Origin of the sequence: Aeromonas sobria, assembly GCF_000820145.1 — a bacterium.
GTDB lineage: Bacteria > Pseudomonadota > Gammaproteobacteria > Enterobacterales > Aeromonadaceae > Aeromonas > Aeromonas sobria.
Genome location: NZ_CDBW01000015.1, coordinates 22,628 through 44,671 on the forward strand (window position 1 = coordinate 22,628; position 22,044 = coordinate 44,671).

Below are 22,044 nucleotides of genomic sequence, written 5' to 3' on the forward strand. Positions count from 1 at the left end.
TTCCCTTACTGCATGTTGATCATGACGGTTTCTTGCCACTGGCGCGGCAGGGCCTTGGAACTCTGCTCCCAGGCGGCATGGTCGCTGACCGGCTTGGCATTGGTATACTGCTCGGCTGGCAGCAGCTTGGCCTTGACGTCATCCGGCAGGGTCACGTTGCTGCGGATGGGGCGGGCGTAGCCACGGGCCAGGTTGATTTGACCGGCATCGGAGAGGATGTATTCACGGGCCAGCTTGGCGGCGTTGGGGTTCTTGGCCCACTTGTTGATGATGGTGGTGTAACCGGCGATGACGGAGCCGTCGCTCGGGATCACCACCTCAAACTTCTTGGGGTCGATCTGGTCGCGGTAGTTGAGGGCGTTGAAGTCCCACAACACCCCCACTTCCACCTCGCCCTTCTCGATGTTGGCGATGGTCGGGTCATTCAGCGACAGACGACCCTGCTTGGCCAGCTTGCCGAACAGATCCAGCGCGGGCTTGAGGTTCTTCTCGCTGCCACCGGTGGCATAGGCCGCCGCCAGCACGCCGTTGTTGGCCTGAGAGGCCACGCCCACATCACCCAAGGTCACCTTGTAGTCGCCACCCAGCAGGGATTGCCAGCTGGTGGGGGCCGCCTTGACCAGATCCTTGTTGATCAGGAAAGCGATGGTGCCGGTATAGGCCAACATCCAGTGACCGTCCGCATCCTTGGCCCAGTTGGGAATATCGGCCCAGGTGGAGGGTTTGTAGGGCTGGGTGACTCCCTGCTTGACCGCCACCGGACCGAAGGCGCCGCCCACGTCGCCGATATCGGCGGTGGCGTTGGCCTTCTCGGCGGCAAACTTGGCGATCTCCTGCGCCGAGCTCATGTCGGTATCCTGATGCTTGATGCCGTAGATGCTGCCCAGCTGCTGCCAGGTATCCTTCCAGTTGGCCCAGCTGTCGGGCATGCCGATACTGCTGAGCTGCCCTTCACCACGGGCGGCCTTCTCAAGATCCGCAATATTCTCGGCGGCATAGCTATTTGTGGCAAACAACGGTTGGCTGATGGCCACCAGGGCCAGTGCACTTGCGATCACGCTTTTCATCATCCCATCCCTCTGGACTAGGTCAGTTAAGGTTCGAGAGGGATGCTAGAGGGGAAATATGACGGTCGCGGGGCGCTTTGATGGCAGTTTGATGACAATTGCCCTGTCATGTCGCTGTCATCCACAGCGGTTACAACTCTGAACCAGAGTGAGGCTGGACTATTCCAGTAAGGGATTGGCCAGCCACCCGCCTTCTGAATAAGCAACAGGGATAAGAGTGTGACTGAGCCGAGATTGAGCGAGCAGATATTGAACGAACAGAGCATGGCCGATGGCCGATCCTCCTCCAAGTGCGAACAGATTTGCCAGACCCTGCGCCGCTATATCGGCAGCGGCCAGCTGGGGGCCGGGCAGCAGTTGCCCGCCGAACGGGCGCTCAGCGAGCGCTTCGCCACTACCCGCATCACCATCAAGGAGGCGCTCTCCAGCCTCGAAGCGGATGGCCTTATCTACCGGGCCGAGCGGCGCGGCTGGTTTGTGGCGCCGCCCCGCCTCACCTACGATCCCGCCATCCATACCCATTTTCACCAGTGGATCGGCGAGCAGCAGCGCACCGCCGAAACCCGGGTGCTGGCCCACGGCAGCGAGCTTGCCAGCAGCGAACTGTGCCGCTGGATGGGACTTGCTCCCTTTACCCCGCTCTACGAAATCCGCCGCCAGCGGCTGATCGACGGCCGCCCCGTGCTGCACGTCAGCCACCACCTGCTGGCCAGCCGCTTTCCCGATATCGCCAGCGCGCCGCTGGCTAGCTCCCTCACCGAGCTCTACCAACAGCGTTATGGCATAGGCCAGGGTGGCGCCAGCCTAGAGATCACCCCCTCGGCGGCGCGGGGCGCCATCGCCCGCGCCCTCAATCTGGCGGAGGGGAGCGCGGTGCTAAGGCTGGTGCGGGTCAACTACGACGAGCGAGGCGGTCTGGTGGATTGCGATATCGAACACTGGCGACCGGACGCGCTCCGTATCTGCCTCGATACGCGAGCATTGCAGCCGCTCGCAGGCAAGCTGCAACAAACCCGGGTCGCCGATTAGGGAATATCCAGAGCACTGTCGAGCACAGTGGCGATCCGTATCTGCCTCGATACCCGAGCGCTGCAACCGGTCGCAAGCAGATCGCAGACCTTTCAACCCACTGAATAACCAGACGCCAACACGGCAGATCCCGCAGGATCCGCCGGGATCAGTTGTCGATATTGGGGATCAGGTCGTCGAAGCTCTGGTAGCCACAGTCGGCCAGTTGCAGCGACATGGTGTAGGTCTTGGCATGCTCCCGCTGGCCAATGGCGGGGCGGTTGAGCTTGAGCTCCTGATGCCAGTACTCCTTCATCCGGTCGATCAGCGCCATCGCCTCCCCCTCGTTGAGGTGCAACTGGCAGAGCGCCATATAGTTATTCGACTTGTGCATGTTCTCCACCAGATACTCCCCCAGCACCGACATCGCCTGCCGTGCCTGCTGGCGGGCGAAACGGCTGTGCTGCTCGAAGCTGATCCGCTCGCTGATCAGGAAGTGGTAACTGTTGTCGATTCCGAGCTGCAAAATGCCAAGCTTCTCCAGCTTGCGCAGGTAGAGGTAGCAGGAGGCGTCGGTCAGGCTGTACTCCCGCTTGAGATCGATCAGCGTCTTGTCGCGCCAGAAGATATTGGCGAGAAAGGCGTAGAGCCCCGGCTCGTTGTGAAACGCCTCGTCCTGCTCCTGGGTGAAGACGGCGCGGCGGCTCTGGGCATCCTGAGTGCGATCCAGCAGCTCCTCGAACGACAGCCCCACCAGATGGCAGATCTCCAGCAGGGTATCGAACGGCAGGGAAGGCTTGTTCATCATCCGTTTCACGGTAGCGATGGAGACGCCCATCGCCTCCGCCAGGGTCTGATAGCGGATCCCCTTGTCGGTCAGGGTCTTCTTCAGGGTGTCGAGAATATTGTTGGCCAGGGTCTGGCTGTAAGTCATGCCACTATTCCTTGTTATCGCACTTTCATTGCATGGTTATGCCGAGTCAGCTTCTGACCTTTTTTTACCTTCAAGGCTCAGATATTGACACCGAAAAAACACCCCAGAGAAAAAACCGCTTAGAACGCCCATCAGGACAGACCAGTTAAGCAGCGAGGTCGCAAAATCTGACACCAGACAGTGCATATCTTTCAACCCGCAAACATTTTGCTAGTGCTGCATAGAACATCGCGCATAATCGAAACGTATCGAATTCAAGACCCTTCCTGGTTGAGAAATCGATTGTTTGCTTCCAAATTTTTGTTTTTAAACCGCAAGGTTTTTTCTCTTTCCTGGCATTGGGCGGCGCTGATAGCACCGCCTTTTTCTTTTGCCCGCATCCGGCGATAAAAGCAACAACAGACCCCTCACCCATCGATATAACCGCCATTACAACCCGATATCGGGCACAAAAAAAGCGTCTGCCGGTGGCAGACGCTTGCATCCCGTTTTCAGCAATCAGATATAGCGGATCGCGGTCAGTAACATCACCACCGCCATGCTCGCCATCATGGGGACGAAGGTACGCTTCACCACATCGATCGGGCTCAGGTTGGCAATACCGGCTACCGTGATGATCACCCCGGCCACCGGAGAGATGGTGCGGCCAATCCCGGCGGCAAACAGGATCGGCACCAGCAGCAGCAGCGGGTTGATGTCGAACTGGCCGGAGACCAGCGGCACGATGGGGATAAAGGCCATCACAGGGGCGTTGCCCGAACCGGTGATAAAGGCGGTTAGCAGGATAAAGAGCGAGAAGACCAGCGACAGCCCGAGCGGATTGAGATCGAACGACTTGGCCAGATCGATCAGCTGGGTGATGGCACCGATATTGGTGAGACCGGCGGAGAAGAACTCGGCCGCCAGCATCAGGGTCAACACGCTGCCGAAGATCATCCCGGTACCGGTCAGCCAGGCCTCGAAGTTGGCAAATGCCTTGTTGAGGGAGCGGTAGCGCAGCGCCTCTATGATGATGCACAGGGTCATGGTAGACATCATGGCCACCGGAATGGTCATCTTGATGGCGCTGACGAATAGCTCGGAGAAACCGAACAGAAAGATGAAGGGGATCACCGGCAGCAGGGCATAATAGCCAGGGGTGTTTTCATGTTTCGCTTCCAGCTCGTGCAGATACTTGCCACGCTCGGCGGCGGCATCGTGGCCATCTTTGCGGTCACAATGGCGCTGCCACATGATATTGACGAACGGAATGGTCACCAGCAACGCGATCTGGAACAGCAGCTGATGGTTCACCACGAACGGCATCACCTCGATATTGATCGCCTTGGCGCCGATCACCGCATTGATCTGGCCGGGGCCAAACTCCCACGCGGTGGGGATAACGATGGTCGCCACCGCTGTCTTGGCGCTGATCCCGGCGTTGCGCAGCAGCGGATAGAGGGTGCCCATCAACAGCAGGGAGAGCGAGGTCGCCCCGGTAATAAAGACATAGAGGATGGAAACCATCAGCAGGATGATTGCCAGCAGTACATAGGGGTTCTTCAGTGCCATGATCGGGCGTGAGGTGGCCTTTACCAGCGCCGCCGAGGCACCGATCTGGTTGAGATAGGTCGCCACCCCGGCAATCGCCACCAGGGTCAGACCGGTGGAGGCGAGACGGGAGTTGGTCACCATGGCGAACTTCTCCCACAGGTCGAAGAACCAGAAGCCCTGGCTGTTTTCGGCAGGCAGAATGTCACTGATCCCCGCCCACTGGGCATAGGCCAGCAGCACCAGACCCGCAGTCAGCAAGGTCGCTTGCGGATTGAACCGCTTGAGCATGGCGTAGGCAACCAGCCCCACCACCACCAGAATCAAGATTGTCGACATATAAATACCTCAGTGACTACACGATTGCGGCCCAATCACAACTTATCGTTATTTCTTACAATTGGGATTTTGGAGGGTATCAGTGACACTCTAAAAATAGAATTGGCTGGTGTGATCACCACCGCAATAATAAATATTCAGGTAGTAAAAAACTCAGGTTAAATATTTCTCTATCACAATCACTCGTCTCATTATGTGGCGATAGTCGCACTTATCTGTCCACCACTGTGCAGCGCTTCATAAAATAAGAAAAGTGCTCTTGGTCGCTATTTGCCACCGGAAAATGCCGACCCGCTATCAGGCCCTCGCCACCATCTCCTCGATTATCTACCCGCCATCAGGGCCAGCCAGCATCATCAATACCCCTCAGCTGGCAAGACGGTGACGCTCCACCGCAGCCTGCAGGCAAAATGAGCAGTGAAAGAAACCAACTTAGAACAAAATTTCAGCAACAAACCAAGATTATCGAGCCAATTCTCAGATTAAAAATTCCGATGATCGCAAAAAAGCGGTACAAGCCACTTCATGATAAAACGCACAAAAAAACAGCAAATGGTTGGCGAGCAATGCGCTTGACAAGCGACCAATTAATGAGCAGCTGGTAATCCGCGGTGGCGCGGCCGGGGCAGAAAAATAGCCAGCCAGATCAAGTGCGTCCCGCCAATATCGCGACAAATAACAACCAGAAGATATTTCGCCTTATTTTGGTCATTTATAAATAAAGTGATAACTCTAAATAAACCATTATTTGACCAGTCCAAAATAGCCAGTAATTTATTTCCGTCGATTAACTGGTCGGTGATGGGTTGTTATTATCAAACAGCCTCTCTATACTGCGCGCCCTCTGATATAGAGATCCACTGGAATATAAATAAGCTTCATGGATGAGGCCATTCAATCACACGCAGTTCACATTAACAGGGCAAACCCATCCATGAACAAGTTCAATAAAGTTGCAATTCTCTCTCTGCTCGGTCTGACTTTCAGCGGTGCTGCTTACGCCCAAGGCTGGTATGTCGGTGTAGACCTCACCACCTCAAAAATGGATCTGGATGGCGGGGCTCAACAGGTCTATGACGCCAAAGTGATCGACGACCAGCTCGACGGCGGCAGCCTGATCGTCGGCTACGATCTCAACCACTGGTTGGCCATCGAAGGGGGCCTGCACGCCCAACAGATGGATCAGCTGACCTGGGTTACCTCCCAGGGTGCGACCGGCTTTGCCGACACTACCATCGAAACTCGCAGCATCAGCCTGGCCGCCAAGCTGAGCCAGCCGCTGGCCTGGGGCTTTAGCGCCTATGCCAAACCGGGTATCGCCTACACTCGCACCGAAGTGGAATTTGTCGGCAACGCCACCATCCTCGGTATCAGCGGTCAGTTAACCGGCAACGAAACCAAGAGCAAGGTACACCCCAATCTGGAAGTAGGTCTGGACTACGCCTTCAACGACCACTTCTCTGCCGGTATCGGTTACGAGCGCCAGTTCAACGCCCTGAGCCTGGGTGACGAGCACTACTCTCTGGATACCTTCAAGCTGGGCCTGCGCTACCACTTCTAAGTCGCGCCGCGTCAGTAACAATGCAAAAGGGCCGCAGGATCTTATCCTGCGGCCCTTTTTACTGGCGAGTTACTGGCGAGAGCGCCGTTAGCAGATCTGATTCTTGCCCAGCTGCTTGGCCTGATAGAGCGCCCGATCGGCACGCACCATCAAACTCTCCTTCTGCTCATCCCGCTGATACTCCGCCAACCCGAAGCTCATGGTAGTGAGACCGTGGGGGCAGATGGGCTCGCTCGCCATCCATGCTTGAAGCTTGCTCGCCACCACCAGCGCATCATCACGACCAGTGTTGGGCAACAGCACCATAAACTCGTCGCCGCCCCAGCGGGCCAGCAGATCGATCTCGCGGATATGGCTACGCACCCGCGCCACTGCATTGATCAGGGTCTGATCCCCGATGTGATGCCCATAGCTGTCATTGATCTGCTTGAAGTTGTCCACATCCATGGCGATCACCGTAAAGGGCTGATGAAAACGGCGGGCCCGTTCGCACTCCAGCTGCAACGCCCGCTCCAGCCGATAGCGGCTGGCGGCGCCGGTCAGGGCATCGGTCTCCGCCAGCTGGCGATTCTCTTCCGCCTTCTGTTGCAGCGCCTCATTCAGCCGTACCAGCTCGGCGGTACGCTCAGCCACCAGCTGCGCCAGCGAATGATTGCGCAGCTCCAGCTGATCCAGCAGCAGCTTGCAGGCGTGGATATTGTGATGAGCGCCGATCATGCGCGCCACAGAACCATCGGGGTTGCGCTCTATAATCCGACCGCAATCTTCAATCCAGATATAGCGGCCAGATCATCGGGGTGGATCACCTGTTCCCAGGTAAAGACGGTATTGCCAAGGGTGTGAGCCTCATAGCCCAGCATCCGGTACCAGCCGGAATTGCGATAGACGAAACCGGTATTGGCATTCCAGTCCCAGATGCCATCGCTGATCACCTCCAGAATGCCGTGCACCACGGCCTCGCTGACATCCGAGATCCTGACCCTGTCACTGTCCTGCACCATAGCGGTTACCCTTATTCTGCTGCCCCGCGCCACCACGGGGAATCGCTGTTTTATCGTGAGGCGCTACCTTGGCATATCGCCATAAATCTGTCAGCCAGAACCCCACCGCACCACCGTTTCCCCGGTTATCAGCCACTCACGACACAGGCTGAATCAGGGGAGCCATAAGTGTGGTTCAAGTGCGCCCCATTTACCGGATTTAACTCACAATTCAGTCATTTGGGGGATGGGAAAAATGAGCGGATACCCAGAGGCACCCACAGAGGTCAATCGGCCAGAGTCAGCCGATAAAAATCCGTCTCCTGATGTTTCGGATTGGGGCGCAGAAATACCCAGCCAGATCGCCGGTAATGGTTCAAGGCCCGCACATTGGTACGACTCACGGAGAGAATCGCCCATTTACAGCCCGCCCCCTGCAACTGCTGGCGGATATAAGCCTGCAACCCGGCGGCCAGACCGCGGCCACGATATTCGGGGAACAGATAGATCAGCTGCACATAGCCGGTCTCGCGTTCATCGGAAAAGCTGCGAAATTCCAGCTGCCCCACCAGTTGTTCACCCGCCCAGACATGGAGGTAGTGCCATTGCGCTTGCCCCAGCCTTTCGCGGATCCGCTCCCGATAACCGTCGATAAAGTCGGCAAAGCCATCATGGGTATGAAAGCTGCAGAAATAGGAATCCCTGCGCGCCAGCACACAATGTTCGTAATCCCGATCCAGATCGATAGTTTTAAATTCAAGTCGCAATAAATGACATCCTATCGTGTGTAAGTAGGGTGTAATAAGCGCAGCGCATTACACCTTTTGGCAGATAAATAGCAGCGGTGCAATTCACTTCGTTCTTTGCACCCTACCCACCCTCACCCTCCCCTCCCCTCTCCCGGAGGGAGAGGGGAGGCGGCATCGGAAATATGCTCGCCAGCTGTGTAGGTTCGATTAGCGAAGCGTAATCGGACAGCGGTAACGGCATTACTCCCTTCTCCCCTTGCGGGAGAAGGGTCGGGGATGAGGGGGAGGAAAAGAGAGATGACGCGGTAAACGTTGGGCTTCGCTACGCTCAGCCACAACCTACACAATCGGTAGGTTGGTTCTGAGCCTGCGAAGCCCAACATACGAGATGTTCAACAGTTAAATACCCAGGCGATGTCGCTGCTCATCCGATAGTGGATTTTTTAAGGCTTCTTGGTATGCCGCCTCGCATTTTCGCCAGAACTCATAATGACATGCACGTAGCTCAATTCCGGCAATTGCTTCAAAGCGAACCCAAAATATATATCGTACCGGGCCAAGGCTTATTGAACTTCGAAAGCTTGTGGGGTTTTGTGTTTTTGAGTCGAAGGGAACAATAAGTCCTCCATGCGCTGCGAATCTATGTTCTCCGAGCTTATGGCGATAAGCTTCATAGGTCGGGTCTGCATCAATGTGTAGAAAGATAATGTTTCGCTTCGTCTGTCCTATAGCAAACTCGCAAGCTTCTAATGGACGGGGGCCGCATGATTCAGCCACATGGCAACATAATAGTTTAGCAAAGTATCTAAATACATTGAGGTAATCCTCTGAGTCAGAGGTATATTGTGGCAAGCTGAATACTGACGAAGGATCTCGACCCTCTGACAAAAACGAGAAGACCAAAGCATGAAACCGGTCGAATTCATGGTCAGCAGCCTGTGTGCGAGTTCCATTACACAAGGAACACATCCGAGCTGAGAAGTGGAAGGCTCGGGATTTCGGGCCTTGTGCCAAACGAGGTATGCTTTCGCCATCGAAATTGCCGATGAACATAGCATCCTTCCCGAAAATTTTTCGCAAAGCAGAAGCTTTTATTTTGTGTTCTCCGGTGAGCGATTCACCAGACCCGCACAGGCAACAACTTTCTACTTGGTACGGCTCGAATAATATTCCCATCAAAAGGCTCCAAAGATACTCAGAATTGGCGGATTCACCTCTGTAGTGCAACGCCCGCTTAAAAATCAGGCGGCCTTGAGTAACTCGTCAAATATCACCTGAGATTGTTTAAATCCCCAACATCTGCGGGGCCTTGAAGTTGAGCCACTTTTCGAAGGCTAAAAATATATCCACGGTCACTAGGCTCAAATTACTGCTCTATGGATTACCCCAACCTCTCCGCCAATCCGGAATAACGCTCGGTCTTTTTCCGCACCGCTTGTGCCAGCAGGGCGCGATCGCCGTAGAGATCGAGGCGGGCCTTGGCGCGGGTGATGCCGGTATAGACCAGCTCGCGGGTCAGCAGCGGGCTGGGGCTGTCGGGCAGCACCAGCACGGTATGGGCAAACTCCGACCCCTGGGATTTGTGGATGGTCATGGCGTAGACCGTCTCGTGAGGTGGCAGGCGACTGGGCAACAGGGCGCGCAGGGTGCCGTCCGGCTGCTCGAACCATACCTTCAAACGGCCACTTTCATCGGGCAGGCAGAGCCCCATATCGCCGTTGTAGAGGCCGACCCCGTGATCGTTGCGCACCACCATCACAGGGCGACCGGCATACCAGTCGCCATCGCGGGCAATCAGCCCGGCCCGTGACAGGGCCAGTTCGAGCCGCTCGTTTAGCCCCTCAACCCCGAACGGGCCGCCCCGCAGGGCGCAGAGGATCTGGAAGCTGTTGAATGCCTTGAACACGGCGGCGGGATCTTCCCCCGCGCGGGCCGCCTTCAGATAGCTGCCGTAACCGGCCACCCCCTGGGCAATCAGGGCGTCGTAGGCCTCCCCCGCCCAGGGATGCAGGCTGATATCGGCAAAGCCCATGCCCCAGACTGCTTCCACCGCCGTGGCATCGCCGCTGTTGCAGGCGCGCGCCAGCTGGCCGATGCCCGAATGCTGATCAAAGCGCCAGCTCTTGGCCAGCAAACAGAGGCTGTCGCGCACCGGAGCCCCCGCGGGCGTGCCCTGCAAGCGGTAGCTGGTCTGGCGGGAGAGCCAATCCGCCTGCGCCGGGCTGATGCCCTGTTCGATAAAGCTGCAGATATCGCCGAGCACGGCCCCCGCCTCTACCGAGGCGAGCTGATCCTTGTCGCCGAGCAGGATCAGGCGGGCGTGGCTCGGCAGCGCATCAAGCAGGCGCGCCATCATCGGCAGATCGACCATGGAGGCCTCATCCACCACCAGCAAGTCGAGGTGCAGCGGGTTGCCCGCATGGTGGCGGAACTGGCTGTGCCCCGGAATGACCCCGAGCAGCCGGTGCAAGGTGCCCGCTTCGGTGGGGATCGCCTCGACCCACTCGGGGGGCAGATCGAGGGCCTGCAGGGCGGAGCCGATACTCTCGGTGAGGCGCGCCGCCGCCTTGCCAGTGGGGGCCACCAGCCGGATCGCCGGCGCCTTGCCTGCCTGCAGGCCGGTCTCTACCAGAATGGCGAGCAGTTTGGCGACCGTGGTGGTCTTGCCGGTGCCGGGGCCACCGGAGATCACCGCAAAGGGGCGTGCCGCCGCGGTGGCCGCCGCCAGCTTCTGGCCGTTGCAGCAGAGCGCCTCGGGCACCAGCGCATCCAGCCTGCTCAAGTCGCTCGCCGCCTGGGCGCTGGCCAGCAGCGCCTCGATGGCGGGCCAATCCACCTCGTTCGGGAACACCAGATCCAGATACTTCTCGATAAAGTGGCGGGCCAAGAAGTCGGGGGCGAGACGGGCCTTGAGCAGCGCCGCGAACACCAGCCCGTAGTCTCGGGCAAACAACCGCGACAGGGCCGGGGCAATCTCCGGCCATTCGGCGCGTTCACTCAAAGCGCGCAGATGGCGGGCCACCCCCTGCTCGTGATCGTGGTAGCGGGTGAGGTAGAGCCGCCCGTGCCACAGCCGCAGCGGCCAGCGCGGGGCGAGCCCCTCATCCTGCTCGGTGCCAACCAAGGGGCTAGCCGCAAACAGGGCGGGCCAGCGGGCAGGATCCGCCAGATCCAGCAGCAGATCCCGGCTCTGCTGGGGATCCAACCCGAACGGGCGCAATGAGCCGGCGATGAGCATTTCAAGCGGCAGACAAACATGGCCACGCCCCAGCTCGAAGCAGGCAAGCGCCGCCCCCAGCACCAGCTCGGGGCTGCCGCCCAGATCAGCCACCAGCTTGGCAAATTGCAGATCCAGCTGGCGGATACGGCCGGCCAGCGCCAGTGTTTTCAACCGTTCAACCATCATTGCGCTGGTCGCAGTGCTGATCATGGTGCCGCTCATGCCTCTACCTCGTTTAATTCTGTTGATGACACACCGCCAGAGCGATCACCATTTCTAAACAGCTCATCCAACCCCAGCACCAGTTCACGGCTCGGGCGGGTATGGAAAATGCCCCCCTGCGGCATGCCGCGCAGGAACAGATAGAAAACGCCGCCAAAGTGCTGCTCGAAGTCGTAACCCGGCAGGCGCAGGGTGAGCAGCCGGTGCAGCGCCAGCGAGTAGAGCTGGTATTGCAGGTCGTAGCGGTGCTCGGCCATCGCCAGCTCCAGCGCCGAACGGCTGTAATCGGCGGGGCTCATGCCGAGGTGGTTCGATTTGTAGTCGAGCAGATACCAGCGCCCCTGCCACTCGAACACCAAGTCGATAAAGCCCTTGAGCATCCCCTGCACGGTGGCAAAGCTGAGCGGCTTGTTGCCCCGCGACAGCGGGTCATGCTGCTGGCAGAGCGCTGTCAGCGCCGGTGCTGTCACCCGCCCCATGGGCAGGAAGAACTCCAGCTCCACCTGCTTGCGCTCGGGGGCCAGATCCCGCAGCCGCACCGGCTCGCCGCTCTCTGCAAGTAAAGCCGTCTCAAGCGGGGTATCCAGCACCGCCTCCACCTGCTGTTGCAGCACAGGGGCCCAGCTCTCGTCGAAGCCATCCTGCGCCAACAAGGTGGCGATATGCTCTGCCAGCGGCTCACCTGCGGCACTTTGAAAGTCGATGGTCTCGAACAGGCTGTGCAGCAGGGTGCCGGGGCGCGCCCCTTTCGGGAAGGTAAAGATGGAGGGCTGGGGCGCCTCGTCCGGTTGCTCGGAAGCCAATGCAGCCGCCTCGGTGACGACCTCATCATCGAAGCCGGGATTGGCGAGCACGCCCTTGCTGTGGCCGTGGCCCTGCGCCGCCAGCCCGGAGTAGGAGCTGATCCACCAGTCCCGCTCAAGTGAGCCGCTAAAGTGGCGCACCTGCGGCTCGCCCAGCTGCTCCTCCTCTGGCGGCAGCTGGGCCGGACGGGTGAGCGAGGGCTCACCGACGGCCACTCCGGGCAGCGCCTGCGCCAGCTCGGTCAGGGCGGTGGCCAGCGTCTGCGCATCCCCCTCCTCGCCCTTTTGCAGCAGGTAGCCGATGGCGGTGTGGTGCAGGTCTGTCTTCTCCGACTTGCCCGCCCCCGCCCGCACCGGGGCCAGCCCCAGCCAGGTGGCGTAGACGCCCCGGGTCAGCGCCACGTAGAGCAGCCGCAAATCTTCCGCAAGGCGCTCCCTGTCAGCTTCCGCCAAGGAACCCTCGGCGCCGGTGAGATCGAGAATGGTGCGATTGCCCGCCTCGTCCGCCTCGTGATAGAGCGGGGTCTCGGCGGTTCTGTGGCTGCAGATAAAGGGCAGGAACACCAGCGGGTACTCCAGCCCCTTGGATTTGTGGATGGTGACGATCTGCACCAGCTTGCGCTCGGATTCGAGGCGCAGTACCTGCTCAGCATCCTGGCCGCTCGGGCGGCTCACCGCCTCACCCAGCCAGCGCAGCAGGGCATACTCCCCATCCAGCTCGCTGCTCACCTGTTGCAGCAGCTCGCCAAGATGGAGGAAGTTGGTCAACCGCCGCTCGCCATAGGGGCTCGCGAGCAGGGAGGAGGCGAGATTGCGCCGGTGCAGCAGGGCCCGCAGCATCGCCAGCACGCCGCGGCGATGCCAGATCTTGCGGTACTCCATAAACTCCTGCACCGCGCTCTCCCACGCCCGCTCGTCGCTGGCCAGCCCATCGAGCGCCTTGGCGTCGAGATCAAACAGCCCGGTGGCGAGCGCAGCCCGCAGGCTGCGCTCTTCGCTCGGGTTCTGGCAGGCGTGCAAAATCAGCAGGATCTCCCGCGCCTCCGTCTGCTCCAGCACGCTCTCGCGGTTCGACAGATAGACGGAGGCGATGGCGAGCCGCGCCAGCTCCTGCTGCACCAGCTTGCCCTCGGCGCCGGTGCGCACCAGCACGGCGATATCCCCGGCCTTCACCGCCTTGTCGCCGATCAGCGCCTTGCCCTCGCGGGCCAGCGTCAGCAGGCGGTGGATCTCGGCGGCAGTGGCGCGCGCCATCTTGCTCTGGTAATCCCCCCGGTTGAAGGTGGGCTGGCCGCTCAGCTGCCAACAGTGGAGCACTGGGGCGGTGGCACCATCGAGCAGCAGCGCCTTGCTCTTGCCCTGCGCCTCCACCGGCAGGAAGGGGATATCCGCTTCATAGATAAAGGGATCTTTGGCCCGCTCAAACAGGCCGTTGACCGCGCCCACCAACGCACTGCTGGAGCGCCAGTTGCGCCCGAGGGTGTAGTGGGCGCTCACATTTCGCCGCGCCTGAATGTAGGTAAAGATGTCGGCGCCGCGAAAGCCGTAGATGGCCTGCTTGGGGTCACCGATCATCAATAGCGCCGTGTCTGTGTGGCCGCCACTCTCTTGCAGACCATAGAGGCGATGGAAGATGCGGTACTGCTGGGGGTCGGTATCCTGAAATTCATCGATCATCGCCACCCGATAGGTGGCACGAATGCGATCGCAGAGCCGCTCGCCCAAACTGGAGCCGAGCGCCCCGTCGAGATCCTTGAGCAGGTCATCGAACGAGAGCTGATGAGCCTGCCGCTTGCTCGCCTGCATCCGGCTGCGCACCACCTTGGCCGCCCGTTGCAGGATCAGATCGCGAATACCGGGACGGCTGGCCAACAGTTCATCGATTTGGCTGAACAGCGGCAGGGTTGGCACCGCGCCCCCCTTCTTGAGGTTCTCCTCCAGCACCGTCTGGCCGAAGCGCTCCAGCTCCTTGGGGATGGCGTAGCCACTGCCCTCGTCCTGCGCCCAGTCGCCGATCTTGGCAAGCCACCCCTCGTAGTTCTTGCCGGTGTAGCGGCTGATCTGGCCGTCGGTCTGGCGGCGGATCTCGTCCGTCTGCGCCAGCCATTCGCTCTTCACCACAGCGATGCGACTCATGGCCGCCTGATGGCGAGCGGCGAGGGTCTCGTCCCCCAGCGCAGGGTGGATCTCCAGCTCGCTGTTGTCGAGCCAGCTGCCCATCTCCCGCAGCAGGGCCGCGGGGCTTGGCCAGAGCGCGCGCACCGCGCTGGCGAGGGCTTTATCCACCGGATAGAACTCGGATCGCCAGTAGTCGCTCACCGCCTGCAGCCTGAGCTGGCTGTCGTCGGTGAGAAATTCGGTTTCAAAGAGGGCACCCGACTCGAAGGCGTTCTGCTTGAGCATCCGCTGGCAGAAGCCGTGGATGGTAAAGACCGCCGCCTCGTCCATCTGCCGCTCGGCGGCCAGCAGGCGACGGGCCGCCAGTTCGTGATCCTCCACCTCGGCCAGCAGCTGGGCCAGCAGGGTGTCACCGCTATGGCCGCGCATAAAGGCGAGCCGCGCCTCGTGAATGCGACCGCGGATCCGCCCGCGCAGCTCGGCGGTGGCAGCTTCGGTAAAGGTCACCACCAGAATTTCGGTCACTGACAACGGCCGCTCGTGGGCGCTCGGCTGACCGGCATCAGCCCCCTCTTCAATGAGCGGGCCGTGGCCCAGCAGCAGGCGCAGGTAGAGACCGGCAATGGTGTAGGTCTTGCCGGTACCGGCGGAGGCCTCGATCAGTCGTTCACCATGGAGGGGAAAACGCAATGTATTGAGCGGGTTAGCCATTATTTCAGCTCCTCCAGGGTCTTGAGCAGCGGGGTCAGGTGTTCGCGGGCCAGCGCCTGCAACTGACCAAGTACCTCGTCATCGAGTTCGGGGAAGCAGCGGGCAACGTAAACGTCTTGCCCCTCCCCATTGATCATCCAACCGCCGTTGAAACGGGTGAGGGCCGCCTTGTCGGCTGCCTCCGGCTTGTCGGGATCCTTCTCGATCGCCTTGAGCCAATCCCAGGCGGTGTTGGGGAAGAAGGGCAGCGGCCGCTTCATCCCCTGCGCCCAGCACGCCACCAGCGCCGCCAGCTTGGGCCGCGCCTCGTCGGCTGCGAGTACAGGCAACCGCAGACTCTGTTTGGCATCGAACAGCAGGGTGTCGCCGGGGGCGCCGCTCAATGAGAGGCAGAGGTGCTGGATCCAGCCCAGCAGCAGATCCTTGCCGTTGAAGCTGCCGGGTTTGACCACCAGCAAGCGCCCCTTCTGGGTGTCGATCCACCCTTGCAGCTGGCCCTGAGTGAGGGAGATATCGATCTCCACCGCCTGTTTTTCTGACTCATTGGCCGCAACCCAAGGGCGCAGCCGGTTCGCCAGCTTGCCCATCTCGGCATCCAGATCGTCCAGCAGCAGGCTGCCGAACCACCCTTGCGGCAGCAGGCCGGTGAGCTGCAACCGCTCGCGACGCTCGGTACTTTCACCTTCCGCCAGATGGGCATCGAGCAGCAGATCTTTCAGCTGGTAATGTTGCAGGCCATCCAGCTCGAACGGCTCGCTGTCCTCGATGTTGGCTTCGTTCAGCTCAAACCACACCTTGAGGCGACGGTTGAGGAAATATTTGGTGGGCTGGCGATAGAAGCGCAGCAGCTCCGCCAGCTCCAGCCCCTGCTCCTTGCCCCATTCGGGGGGCAAAGGCAGCTCGCCGCTCTGGAAGTTGGCCGCGCCGCGCACCGGATTGAGGGCGGGCAGCCAGTCGGCAGCATAGGTAAAGAGGCGTGAACCCGCCTCCGGGTAGAAGTAGTTGCGGCTGTAGGGGGTGAGCGGATGCGCCACCATCAGGTGGTTGAGCAGCCGCTTGCCGGAGGTTTCATCGTCCAGATCCTCATCCCCCGCCAGCACAAAGCCCTGCCGCACATAGTCGATCAGTTCCGCCAGCAGCACCGATGGCACCTTGTCGCTGTTGTCCTGCGCGCTGAAGCCCTGATAGCTGATATAGAGCCCCTGCTGGGCGCTGAGCAGCGCCTCGAGGAAGAGGTAGCGGTCATCATCACGACGGGAGCGATCCCCGCGCCGCGACGCCACCGCCATCAGATCGAACCCCATGGGGGCCAGGGTGCGCGGGTAGACGCCGTCGTTCATGCCAAGCAGGCAGACCTGCTTGAAGGGGATGGAGCGCATCGGCATCAGGGTGCAGAAGTTGACCTGACCGGCGAGGAAGCGCTGGCTGGAGCGGGACTCCCCCAGCACGCTGCCGAGGTAATCCTGCAACAGATCGGCGGTAATGGGCTGCTCGAAACGGGCTTCGCCGAGCCGGGTCTGCCACTCGACCAGCTGGCTGCGGATGAGCTGGAGCTGACGCTCTTCATCTTCGTCGGCCAGATAGAAGCGCTCCAGCAGCGCCAGCAGGCAGGCGTTCCACTCGGCCAGTGGCTGCGCCTGTTGCAGCCGGGGCAAAAACTCGGCCAGCGAATCGACAAACCAGGCGAGCTTGCCGAGCGCCAGCCCCTGCTGTCCCTCGATATCGGCGTAGGGCAGGATGCCCGCAACCGGCTCGCCATCCCCCATGGCAAAGCCGAGCAGCATGCGGCGCAGGCCGAACAGCCAGCTGTTACCGGACATGGGCGGCAGATCGAAGCGGACGGGATAGCCGTCGTCCAGCCCCCAGCGGATGCCGGTCTCCTGCACCCAGACCCGCAGCTGGTTGAATTCGTCGTCATCCAGCTCGAAGCGGCGCAGCACAGCGGGCACCTCGAGAATGGCGAGCAGCTCCCCTGCCCCCAAGCGGGCGTTGGGCAGCCTGAGCAGGGCGAGGAAGCTTTGCAGCAGCGGGCTCTCCTGACTCGCCGCCCGATCCGAGACCGCAAACGGGATCTGACCCCTAGCCCCAAACACCGCCTGAATATAGGGGCCGTAGCTGTTCACATCCGGCATCATCACCACCACATCTTTCGGGGCGAGGGTCGGGTCCTGCTCGAACAGCGCCAGCAGCCGGTCGTGCAGCACTTCCAGCTCCCGCATCGGGCCGTGGCAGGCGTGGATCTGCAGGGATCCATCCGCCGGATCGATGGGGCTCTTGTGGTGGCTGCTGTCGAGATCGAACTGACCGGCGCCCCGTTCTGCCAGCTCCAGCACATCCTTCTGGATGGCGCGCAGCAGGCTGACATTGCCTTTGCCATCCACCTCGTCGATATCGACGAAAGCCTCGATTTGCGGCACCTCCAGCTCCATCAGCTGATGCAGGTAGTCGCGCCCCAGCTTGCCCATGGAGGCGAGCAGCGGGTTGGCGGGGCCCTGCAAGGTCTCGATGTCGGTACCGGGTTTGAGCTTGTTTTCGAGCCGAGCCAGGGTCTTGCGATCCAGCAGATCCCCCCAGTAGTAGCGGCAGGGGTTGGTGACGAACAGGTGTACCTCCACCTCCGGCCGACTGCCGAGGGCCAGCAGCGCCTCCACATAGCGCGGTGGCAGCGCCGAAATGCCGAACACAAAGACCCGCTGCGGCAGCTTGCCCGGCAGATCGGCGGTACGCTCCAGCTCGTGGATAAACTCCTCGTAGAGGTTGGCACGGTGGTAACCGCTCGGAGAGAGCGCCAACGTGCGGGCCACCAGCTCGCGCCACAGCTCGGGCTGCCAATCCTGACCGCTCACCCCGGCCAGCTCCTGACTGCCTGCTCCGACCAGCCCCTCCCCCTCTTCCCAGCGGGCGATCCAGTCCGGCCGATAGACCAGATACTGGTCAAAGAGATCCGCCACCTTCTGGCAGAGCTGCCACAGCCTTACTTGCTCTGGATCCTTGGCAGGATCCTCGTCATCCCCACCGCCCAGATAGGCGGCGAGCGGGGCAAAAGCGGGGCGATCCAGCAAGGCAGGCAGAATGGTCATCAGCTGCCAGCTCATGGAGCCCTTGTTGTAGGGGCTCTGGCGCGGCACGTCCGCCAGCACCCGGGTGAACATCTCCCAGATAAAGCTGGCGGGCAGCGGAAAGTCGATATTGGCGGCGATGCCGAACGCTTTGGCCAGCTCCAGCTTGAGCCACTGGGCCATGCCCGGGCTCTGCACCAGGATCTGCTCCCGATCGAAGGGGTGAGAGAGAGGGGCCTGCCGGATATGGTTGACCAGCAGCTCCTTGAGCAGATCCAGCTGATTGGAGTGGTAGAGGGTAAACATGGACGACTCCCGCCAATTCACAAGAGGGGATGAGCGCCGGAAAAGAGGAGCCATTTCCGTCACTTCACAGGAGTGGGAATTGTCGGGGATCGGGGGGGAAGATGCAAAAGGCTCTTGCGGCCAGCGGCAGGCAAGAGGCGGAATCATGAGGGGAGCCGCAGATTTGGCTCTCTCTTTCTCACAGACAGAAAAAAGCCGGTGCAGTTGCACCGGCCAAAAGGCATTGGAAACCTCAAACTGACTGGCTGTTACCAGTTTTTGCCGAGACGGGCATCCACACTGAATGCACCCGCACCAGCCGCCGCCAGCGCCAGAAAACCACCGGCCACTGAAACGTTCTTCATAAACATCAGCATCTGCATCTGTTCGGCAGGCTGATAGTGGAAAATAAAGGCAGCCATCAGGGTGAAACCGGCCAGCAGCACAGAGAGGCTGCGGGTAAAGAGACCGAGCACGATGGCAAGGCCACCGCCCAGCTCAAGCAGGATCACCAGCGGCAACATAAAGCCCGGTACGCCCATCGCTTCCATATAACCCTGAGTACCAGCGTAACCACCGATCTTGCTCCAGCCCGCCATCACGAACATCAGCGCCAGCAGTACACGACCCGCCAGCAGTGCCAAATCTTTCATCTTGTCCATTTCATATTCCTCGTTTGTGTCACATCACCGCTGACTGCTTCAGGGTAGGTCAAATAACAGGGCTTGAGTGGCACTGGTCGCGACCAACTCCCACCGGTATTCATCACGACTGAGTACCCCGTCGCCGGGTCGGGCAGCCAGACCGTTGGCGGTCAACTCCCCTGAAATCATCTGCAGGTAACCGTGTCGGCCAGCCAGTGCCCATTCGAGCGTCTCGCCCGGGGCCAGCTCCAGCCGCCATACGCGGGCCTGTTGGCGGATCCGCAGCGATCCCGCCTCGCCATCCGGTGACGCCACCAGCGTCATGCCCGATTTGGACTCGATCTTCTTCTGCTGATATCCGGGTGGCGTGCCGAACTCGTTCGGCTCGATCCAGATCTGCAACAGGGAGAGAGGATCCGTCTGCGAGGGGTTGTACTCGCTGTGGCGGATCCCGCTGCCTGCGCTCATCAGCTGGAAATCCCCTGCCGGGATCTGCTCGGCGTGGCCGAGGCTGTCCTTGTGCTCGATGGTGCCTTGCAGCACGCAAGTGAGGATCTCCATATTGGCGTGAGGGTGGGTGGCGAATCCGCCACCCGGCGCAACCAGATCCTGATTGATCACCCGCAGCACCGAGTGTCCCATCCACTCCGGGTCATAGTAGTGACCGAAGGAGAAACTGTGGCGCGCGTCCAGCCAGCCAAAGTTGGCCTTGCCCCGCGCTTCTGCGGCTCTCAATTGCATCATGGTCTGCTCCTCATCTATCCGGGGTTCGACTTAGCGGGGGTTGCCACCACCGATGCCGAACGGAATACGGTATTCGCTGCTCTGGCCAGCTAGGCTGACGGTCACTGTGCCTTGAGTACGCAGCGGCAAGCGAATTTGTTGTGTGCCAGTCAGGTCGGCATGCGCGGAGGTGATCAGGTCACCGGCTTCATCGCGCACTTCCAGCATCGGATTGGCTTTGCCATCCATTGCAGCGGTGGCGTTCCAGTTCACAAACAGCACGCCCGGAGTGGCGTTGAAGTCTGCCGGTACGGCAGCCTGGGCGAAACCAGCGGTCATCAGGCCTGCAACGGCCAGCATCTTGATTACGTTTTTCATGTTCATTCACTCTCTTGTTTTATATGTCATTGCCAAGGCCTTTTCGGCCAGAATCAATGCATCCATGCAAGAGGTTATTCAAATAGTGTGTTGTTCTTTCACCGACATCAGACAGACCGATTTGGTGTGTCACAGTGCGGAACTTCCCGCATATTTGGCCGCTCGACGTTCCTGCCTAAGCGTTGATTGAATATTAAAGACACTTGGCCTAACTTGTTAGCGAGATAAACTGGCAAACATGTTCAAAAAAATTGAAGGTATGAAATGGCCAAAGAATCGAACAAGGAACGGGCGCTGACCCTGGAAGCAATCCGGGTGCTGGACGCCATCGACCGCCGCGGCAGCTTCGCGGCGGCGGCCGACGAGCTGGGCAAGGTGCCCTCGGCATTGAGCTATACGGTGCAGAAGCTGGAAGACGAGCTGGATGCCATGCTGTTTGACCGCAGCGGCCACCGCACCAAGTTCACCCCGGCGGGACGCATGCTGCTGGAGCAGGGCCGGGTGCTGCTGGAGGCGGCCGAACATCTGGTGGGCGAGACCCGGGCGCTGGCCCGTGGCTGGGAGACCGACATCACCATCGCCGTCGATGCGCTGGTCCCGGTGCAGGCCCTCTACCCCTTGGTGGAGAAGTTGGCCGAGCAGACCGATACCCGACTGCGGCTACGGGCCGAGGTGCTGGCGGGCAGCTGGGAGTGTCTGGAAGATGGTCGCGCCGACCTGCTTATCTCCTCGATCAACCCCGATATCATGATGACCGGCATCAAGCATCAGGTGCTTAAAGAAGAAGTAATGCTCTACGTCGCCCATCCCGATCACCCGCTGCATCAGGAGCCGGAGCCGCTGGCAGACGAAACCCTGCGTCGCTACCGCGCCATCGCGGTGGCCGATACGGCGCTGCGCAAACCGGTGCTCACCTATCGCCTGCTGGACAAGCAGCCGCGCCTCACCGTCAGCACCATGGCGGAGAAACGCGACGCCCTGCTGGCGGGTATCGGCGTCGGCACCATGCCGCAAAGCTGGATTGAGGAGGACATCCGGGCCGGACGACTCAAGGTGATCAGCCCCGAATATCGTCATCAGTTGCAGGTTGTGCTGGCCTGGCGGCGAGACACCATGGGCAAGGCCAAAAGCTGGCTGGTGCGGGAAATACCAAAATTGTTTGCTGCTGGTGAAAAATGAGATCCAGTTAACAGAAATGTTAATTGCCTGCCTCACTTGACGCCCAATATCTTTGCTGATTTCATAGCCACCTCATTGAACCCATGGAATCTGTAGAAAATGAAAAAGACTTTGCTGGTTGCCCTCACCACCCTGCCCCTGTTTGCCAATGCTGGCCTGATGGACTCGCTGACCGACAGCGTCACCAGCAGCGTAAAAGATGCGGCCAACACCGCCGTATCTGGCGCCATGGACAGCGCATCCAACGAAGCGATCAAGCAGGCGTTGGATATCAAGGAAGGCGGCTCTAACAAGCAGGCAGTCAAAGATAAGCTGGGCGCACCTGCCTCCACCAAGACCGAAGCAGGTCTGGAAGTGTGGACCTATGATCTGGATGCCCTGAACAAGGCATCTCCCATGCTGGCAGAGACCACCAAGACCCTGCTGAAAGATACCGATGCCGCCAAAAAGAACGTGGTCATCAAGTTCGAAGGCGAAACCGTCAAGAAAGTAGAGCTGACCGACAAGGCTCAGGGCTAAGTTCACTCGTCCGGT

Annotated in this window: 16 protein-coding genes and 2 pseudogenes; 4 read left to right on the plus strand and 14 right to left on the minus strand. The window is 60.2% G+C overall.

Translation table 11 applies throughout. From position 1 onward, the window contains the following. Positions 1-5: 5 nt before the first annotated feature. On the minus strand, positions 6-1,067 hold the full coding sequence (locus BN1135_RS06780; protein WP_042019853.1) for an ABC transporter substrate-binding protein: 1,062 nt from the start codon (positions 1,065-1,067) through the stop codon (positions 6-8). Between the two features lie 264 nt (positions 1,068-1,331). On the opposite strand from BN1135_RS06780, the gene BN1135_RS06785 reads away from it, so the two are divergent. Then, positions 1,332-2,096 (plus strand): UTRA domain-containing protein, encoded by a 765-nt coding sequence (locus BN1135_RS06785; RefSeq protein ID WP_042019885.1) that lies wholly within the window; start codon positions 1,332-1,334, stop codon positions 2,094-2,096. Between the two features lie 148 nt (positions 2,097-2,244). Here the strand turns inward: BN1135_RS06785 and BN1135_RS06790 are convergent, their stop codons facing one another. From BN1135_RS06790 to dcuC, 3 genes are all read right to left on the minus strand, one after another. After that, on the minus strand, positions 2,245-3,009 hold the full coding sequence (locus BN1135_RS06790) for a helix-turn-helix domain-containing protein (protein WP_042019855.1): 765 nt from the start codon (positions 3,007-3,009) through the stop codon (positions 2,245-2,247). Between the two features lie 145 nt (positions 3,010-3,154). Continuing rightward, a complete protein-coding gene (locus tag BN1135_RS22015; protein ID WP_139245162.1) occupies positions 3,155-3,493 on the minus strand; it encodes a hypothetical protein in 339 nt (112 codons plus the stop codon). Between the two features lie 14 nt (positions 3,494-3,507). Beyond that, positions 3,508-4,878 carry a C4-dicarboxylate transporter DcuC gene (dcuC, locus tag BN1135_RS06795; RefSeq protein ID WP_042019857.1) on the minus strand — a complete coding sequence of 457 codons (1,371 nt, stop codon included), beginning with the start codon at positions 4,876-4,878 and terminating at the stop codon, positions 3,508-3,510. Positions 4,879-5,812: 934 nt separating this feature from the next. Between dcuC and BN1135_RS06800 the strand changes: the two genes are divergently transcribed. Continuing rightward, on the plus strand, positions 5,813-6,439 hold the full coding sequence (locus tag BN1135_RS06800) for a porin family protein (RefSeq protein ID WP_042019858.1): 627 nt from the start codon (positions 5,813-5,815) through the stop codon (positions 6,437-6,439). Positions 6,440-6,526: 87 nt separating this feature from the next. On the opposite strand, the pseudogene BN1135_RS06805 reads toward BN1135_RS06800, so the two are convergent. The 10 genes and pseudogenes from BN1135_RS06805 to BN1135_RS06840 all read right to left on the minus strand — a co-directional run bounded on the left by BN1135_RS06805 (position 6,527) and on the right by BN1135_RS06840 (position 20,337). After that, positions 6,527-7,440: pseudogene (locus BN1135_RS06805) on the minus strand (sensor domain-containing diguanylate cyclase). Positions 7,441-7,706: 266 nt separating this feature from the next. Further along, positions 7,707-8,186, minus strand: a complete 480-nt coding sequence (locus BN1135_RS06810; protein WP_042019861.1) for a GNAT family N-acetyltransferase — start codon at positions 8,184-8,186, stop codon at positions 7,707-7,709. A gap of 381 nt (positions 8,187-8,567) precedes the next feature. Next, positions 8,568-9,344 carry a hypothetical protein gene (locus BN1135_RS22020; protein WP_139245163.1) on the minus strand — a complete coding sequence of 259 codons (777 nt, stop codon included), beginning with the start codon at positions 9,342-9,344 and terminating at the stop codon, positions 8,568-8,570. A 65-nt stretch (positions 9,345-9,409) separates the two neighbouring features. Continuing rightward, positions 9,410-9,539 (minus strand): annotated as a pseudogene (locus BN1135_RS22380) (IS30 family transposase); the annotation flags it as partial. Between the two features lie 10 nt (positions 9,540-9,549). Next, positions 9,550-11,610: an exodeoxyribonuclease V subunit alpha gene (gene recD, locus BN1135_RS06815; protein ID WP_042019862.1), complete on the minus strand. Its 2,061-nt coding sequence runs from the start codon at positions 11,608-11,610 to the stop codon at positions 9,550-9,552. Then, positions 11,607-15,242, minus strand: coding sequence for an exodeoxyribonuclease V subunit beta (gene recB, locus BN1135_RS06820; protein ID WP_042019863.1), 3,636 nt, complete (start codon positions 15,240-15,242; stop codon positions 11,607-11,609). Before recB ends, recD begins: the two co-directional genes overlap by 4 nt. Further along, complete coding sequence (gene recC / locus BN1135_RS06825) at positions 15,242-18,607, minus strand: exodeoxyribonuclease V subunit gamma (RefSeq protein ID WP_042019864.1); 3,366 nt, start codon at positions 18,605-18,607, stop codon at positions 15,242-15,244. The genes recB and recC overlap by 1 nt, the downstream gene beginning before the upstream one ends. 248 nt (positions 18,608-18,855) lie before the next feature. Then, positions 18,856-19,248, minus strand: coding sequence for a DoxX family protein (locus BN1135_RS06830; protein ID WP_042019867.1), 393 nt, complete (start codon positions 19,246-19,248; stop codon positions 18,856-18,858). Between the two features lie 39 nt (positions 19,249-19,287). Then, a complete protein-coding gene (locus BN1135_RS06835; protein WP_042019868.1) occupies positions 19,288-19,974 on the minus strand; it encodes a pirin family protein in 687 nt (228 codons plus the stop codon). Positions 19,975-20,004: 30 nt separating this feature from the next. Further along, positions 20,005-20,337, minus strand: a complete 333-nt coding sequence (locus BN1135_RS06840) for a hypothetical protein (RefSeq protein WP_042019869.1) — start codon at positions 20,335-20,337, stop codon at positions 20,005-20,007. 258 nt (positions 20,338-20,595) lie between these two features. Here BN1135_RS06840 and BN1135_RS06845 point away from each other — a divergent pair, with 258 nt between their 5' ends. Together BN1135_RS06845 and BN1135_RS06850 are read left to right on the plus strand one after the other, a co-directional pair. After that, positions 20,596-21,510, plus strand: coding sequence for a LysR family transcriptional regulator (locus BN1135_RS06845; protein WP_042019870.1), 915 nt, complete (start codon positions 20,596-20,598; stop codon positions 21,508-21,510). A 99-nt stretch (positions 21,511-21,609) separates the two neighbouring features. Next, positions 21,610-22,029, plus strand: coding sequence for a hypothetical protein (locus tag BN1135_RS06850; RefSeq protein WP_042019872.1), 420 nt, complete (start codon positions 21,610-21,612; stop codon positions 22,027-22,029). Positions 22,030-22,044: the final 15 nt, after the last annotated feature.

What these genes read in the sequence shown, in the direction of transcription:
- recD (WP_042019862.1), bottom strand. Translation starts at nt 11,610, where the DNA reads ATGAGCGGCACCATGATCAGCACTGCGACCAGCGCAATGATGGTTGAA.
- BN1135_RS06785 (WP_042019885.1), top strand. Translation starts at nt 1,332, where the DNA reads ATGGCCGATGGCCGATCCTCCTCCAAGTGCGAACAGATTTGCCAGACC.
- BN1135_RS06835 (WP_042019868.1), bottom strand. Translation starts at nt 19,974, where the DNA reads ATGATGCAATTGAGAGCCGCAGAAGCGCGGGGCAAGGCCAACTTTGGC.
- BN1135_RS06840 (WP_042019869.1), bottom strand. Translation starts at nt 20,337, where the DNA reads ATGAACATGAAAAACGTAATCAAGATGCTGGCCGTTGCAGGCCTGATG.
- BN1135_RS06850 (WP_042019872.1), top strand. Translation starts at nt 21,610, where the DNA reads ATGAAAAAGACTTTGCTGGTTGCCCTCACCACCCTGCCCCTGTTTGCC.
- BN1135_RS22015 (WP_139245162.1), bottom strand. Translation starts at nt 3,493, where the DNA reads ATGCAAGCGTCTGCCACCGGCAGACGCTTTTTTTGTGCCCGATATCGG.
- recB (WP_042019863.1), bottom strand. Translation starts at nt 15,242, where the DNA reads ATGGCTAACCCGCTCAATACATTGCGTTTTCCCCTCCATGGTGAACGA.
- dcuC (WP_042019857.1), bottom strand. Translation starts at nt 4,878, where the DNA reads ATGTCGACAATCTTGATTCTGGTGGTGGTGGGGCTGGTTGCCTACGCC.
- BN1135_RS06830 (WP_042019867.1), bottom strand. Translation starts at nt 19,248, where the DNA reads ATGGACAAGATGAAAGATTTGGCACTGCTGGCGGGTCGTGTACTGCTG.
- BN1135_RS06800 (WP_042019858.1), top strand. Translation starts at nt 5,813, where the DNA reads ATGAACAAGTTCAATAAAGTTGCAATTCTCTCTCTGCTCGGTCTGACT.
- BN1135_RS06780 (WP_042019853.1), bottom strand. Translation starts at nt 1,067, where the DNA reads ATGAAAAGCGTGATCGCAAGTGCACTGGCCCTGGTGGCCATCAGCCAA.
- BN1135_RS06790 (WP_042019855.1), bottom strand. Translation starts at nt 3,009, where the DNA reads ATGACTTACAGCCAGACCCTGGCCAACAATATTCTCGACACCCTGAAG.
- BN1135_RS06845 (WP_042019870.1), top strand. Translation starts at nt 20,596, where the DNA reads ATGGCCAAAGAATCGAACAAGGAACGGGCGCTGACCCTGGAAGCAATC.
- recC (WP_042019864.1), bottom strand. Translation starts at nt 18,607, where the DNA reads ATGTTTACCCTCTACCACTCCAATCAGCTGGATCTGCTCAAGGAGCTG.
- BN1135_RS22020 (WP_139245163.1), bottom strand. Translation starts at nt 9,344, where the DNA reads ATGGGAATATTATTCGAGCCGTACCAAGTAGAAAGTTGTTGCCTGTGC.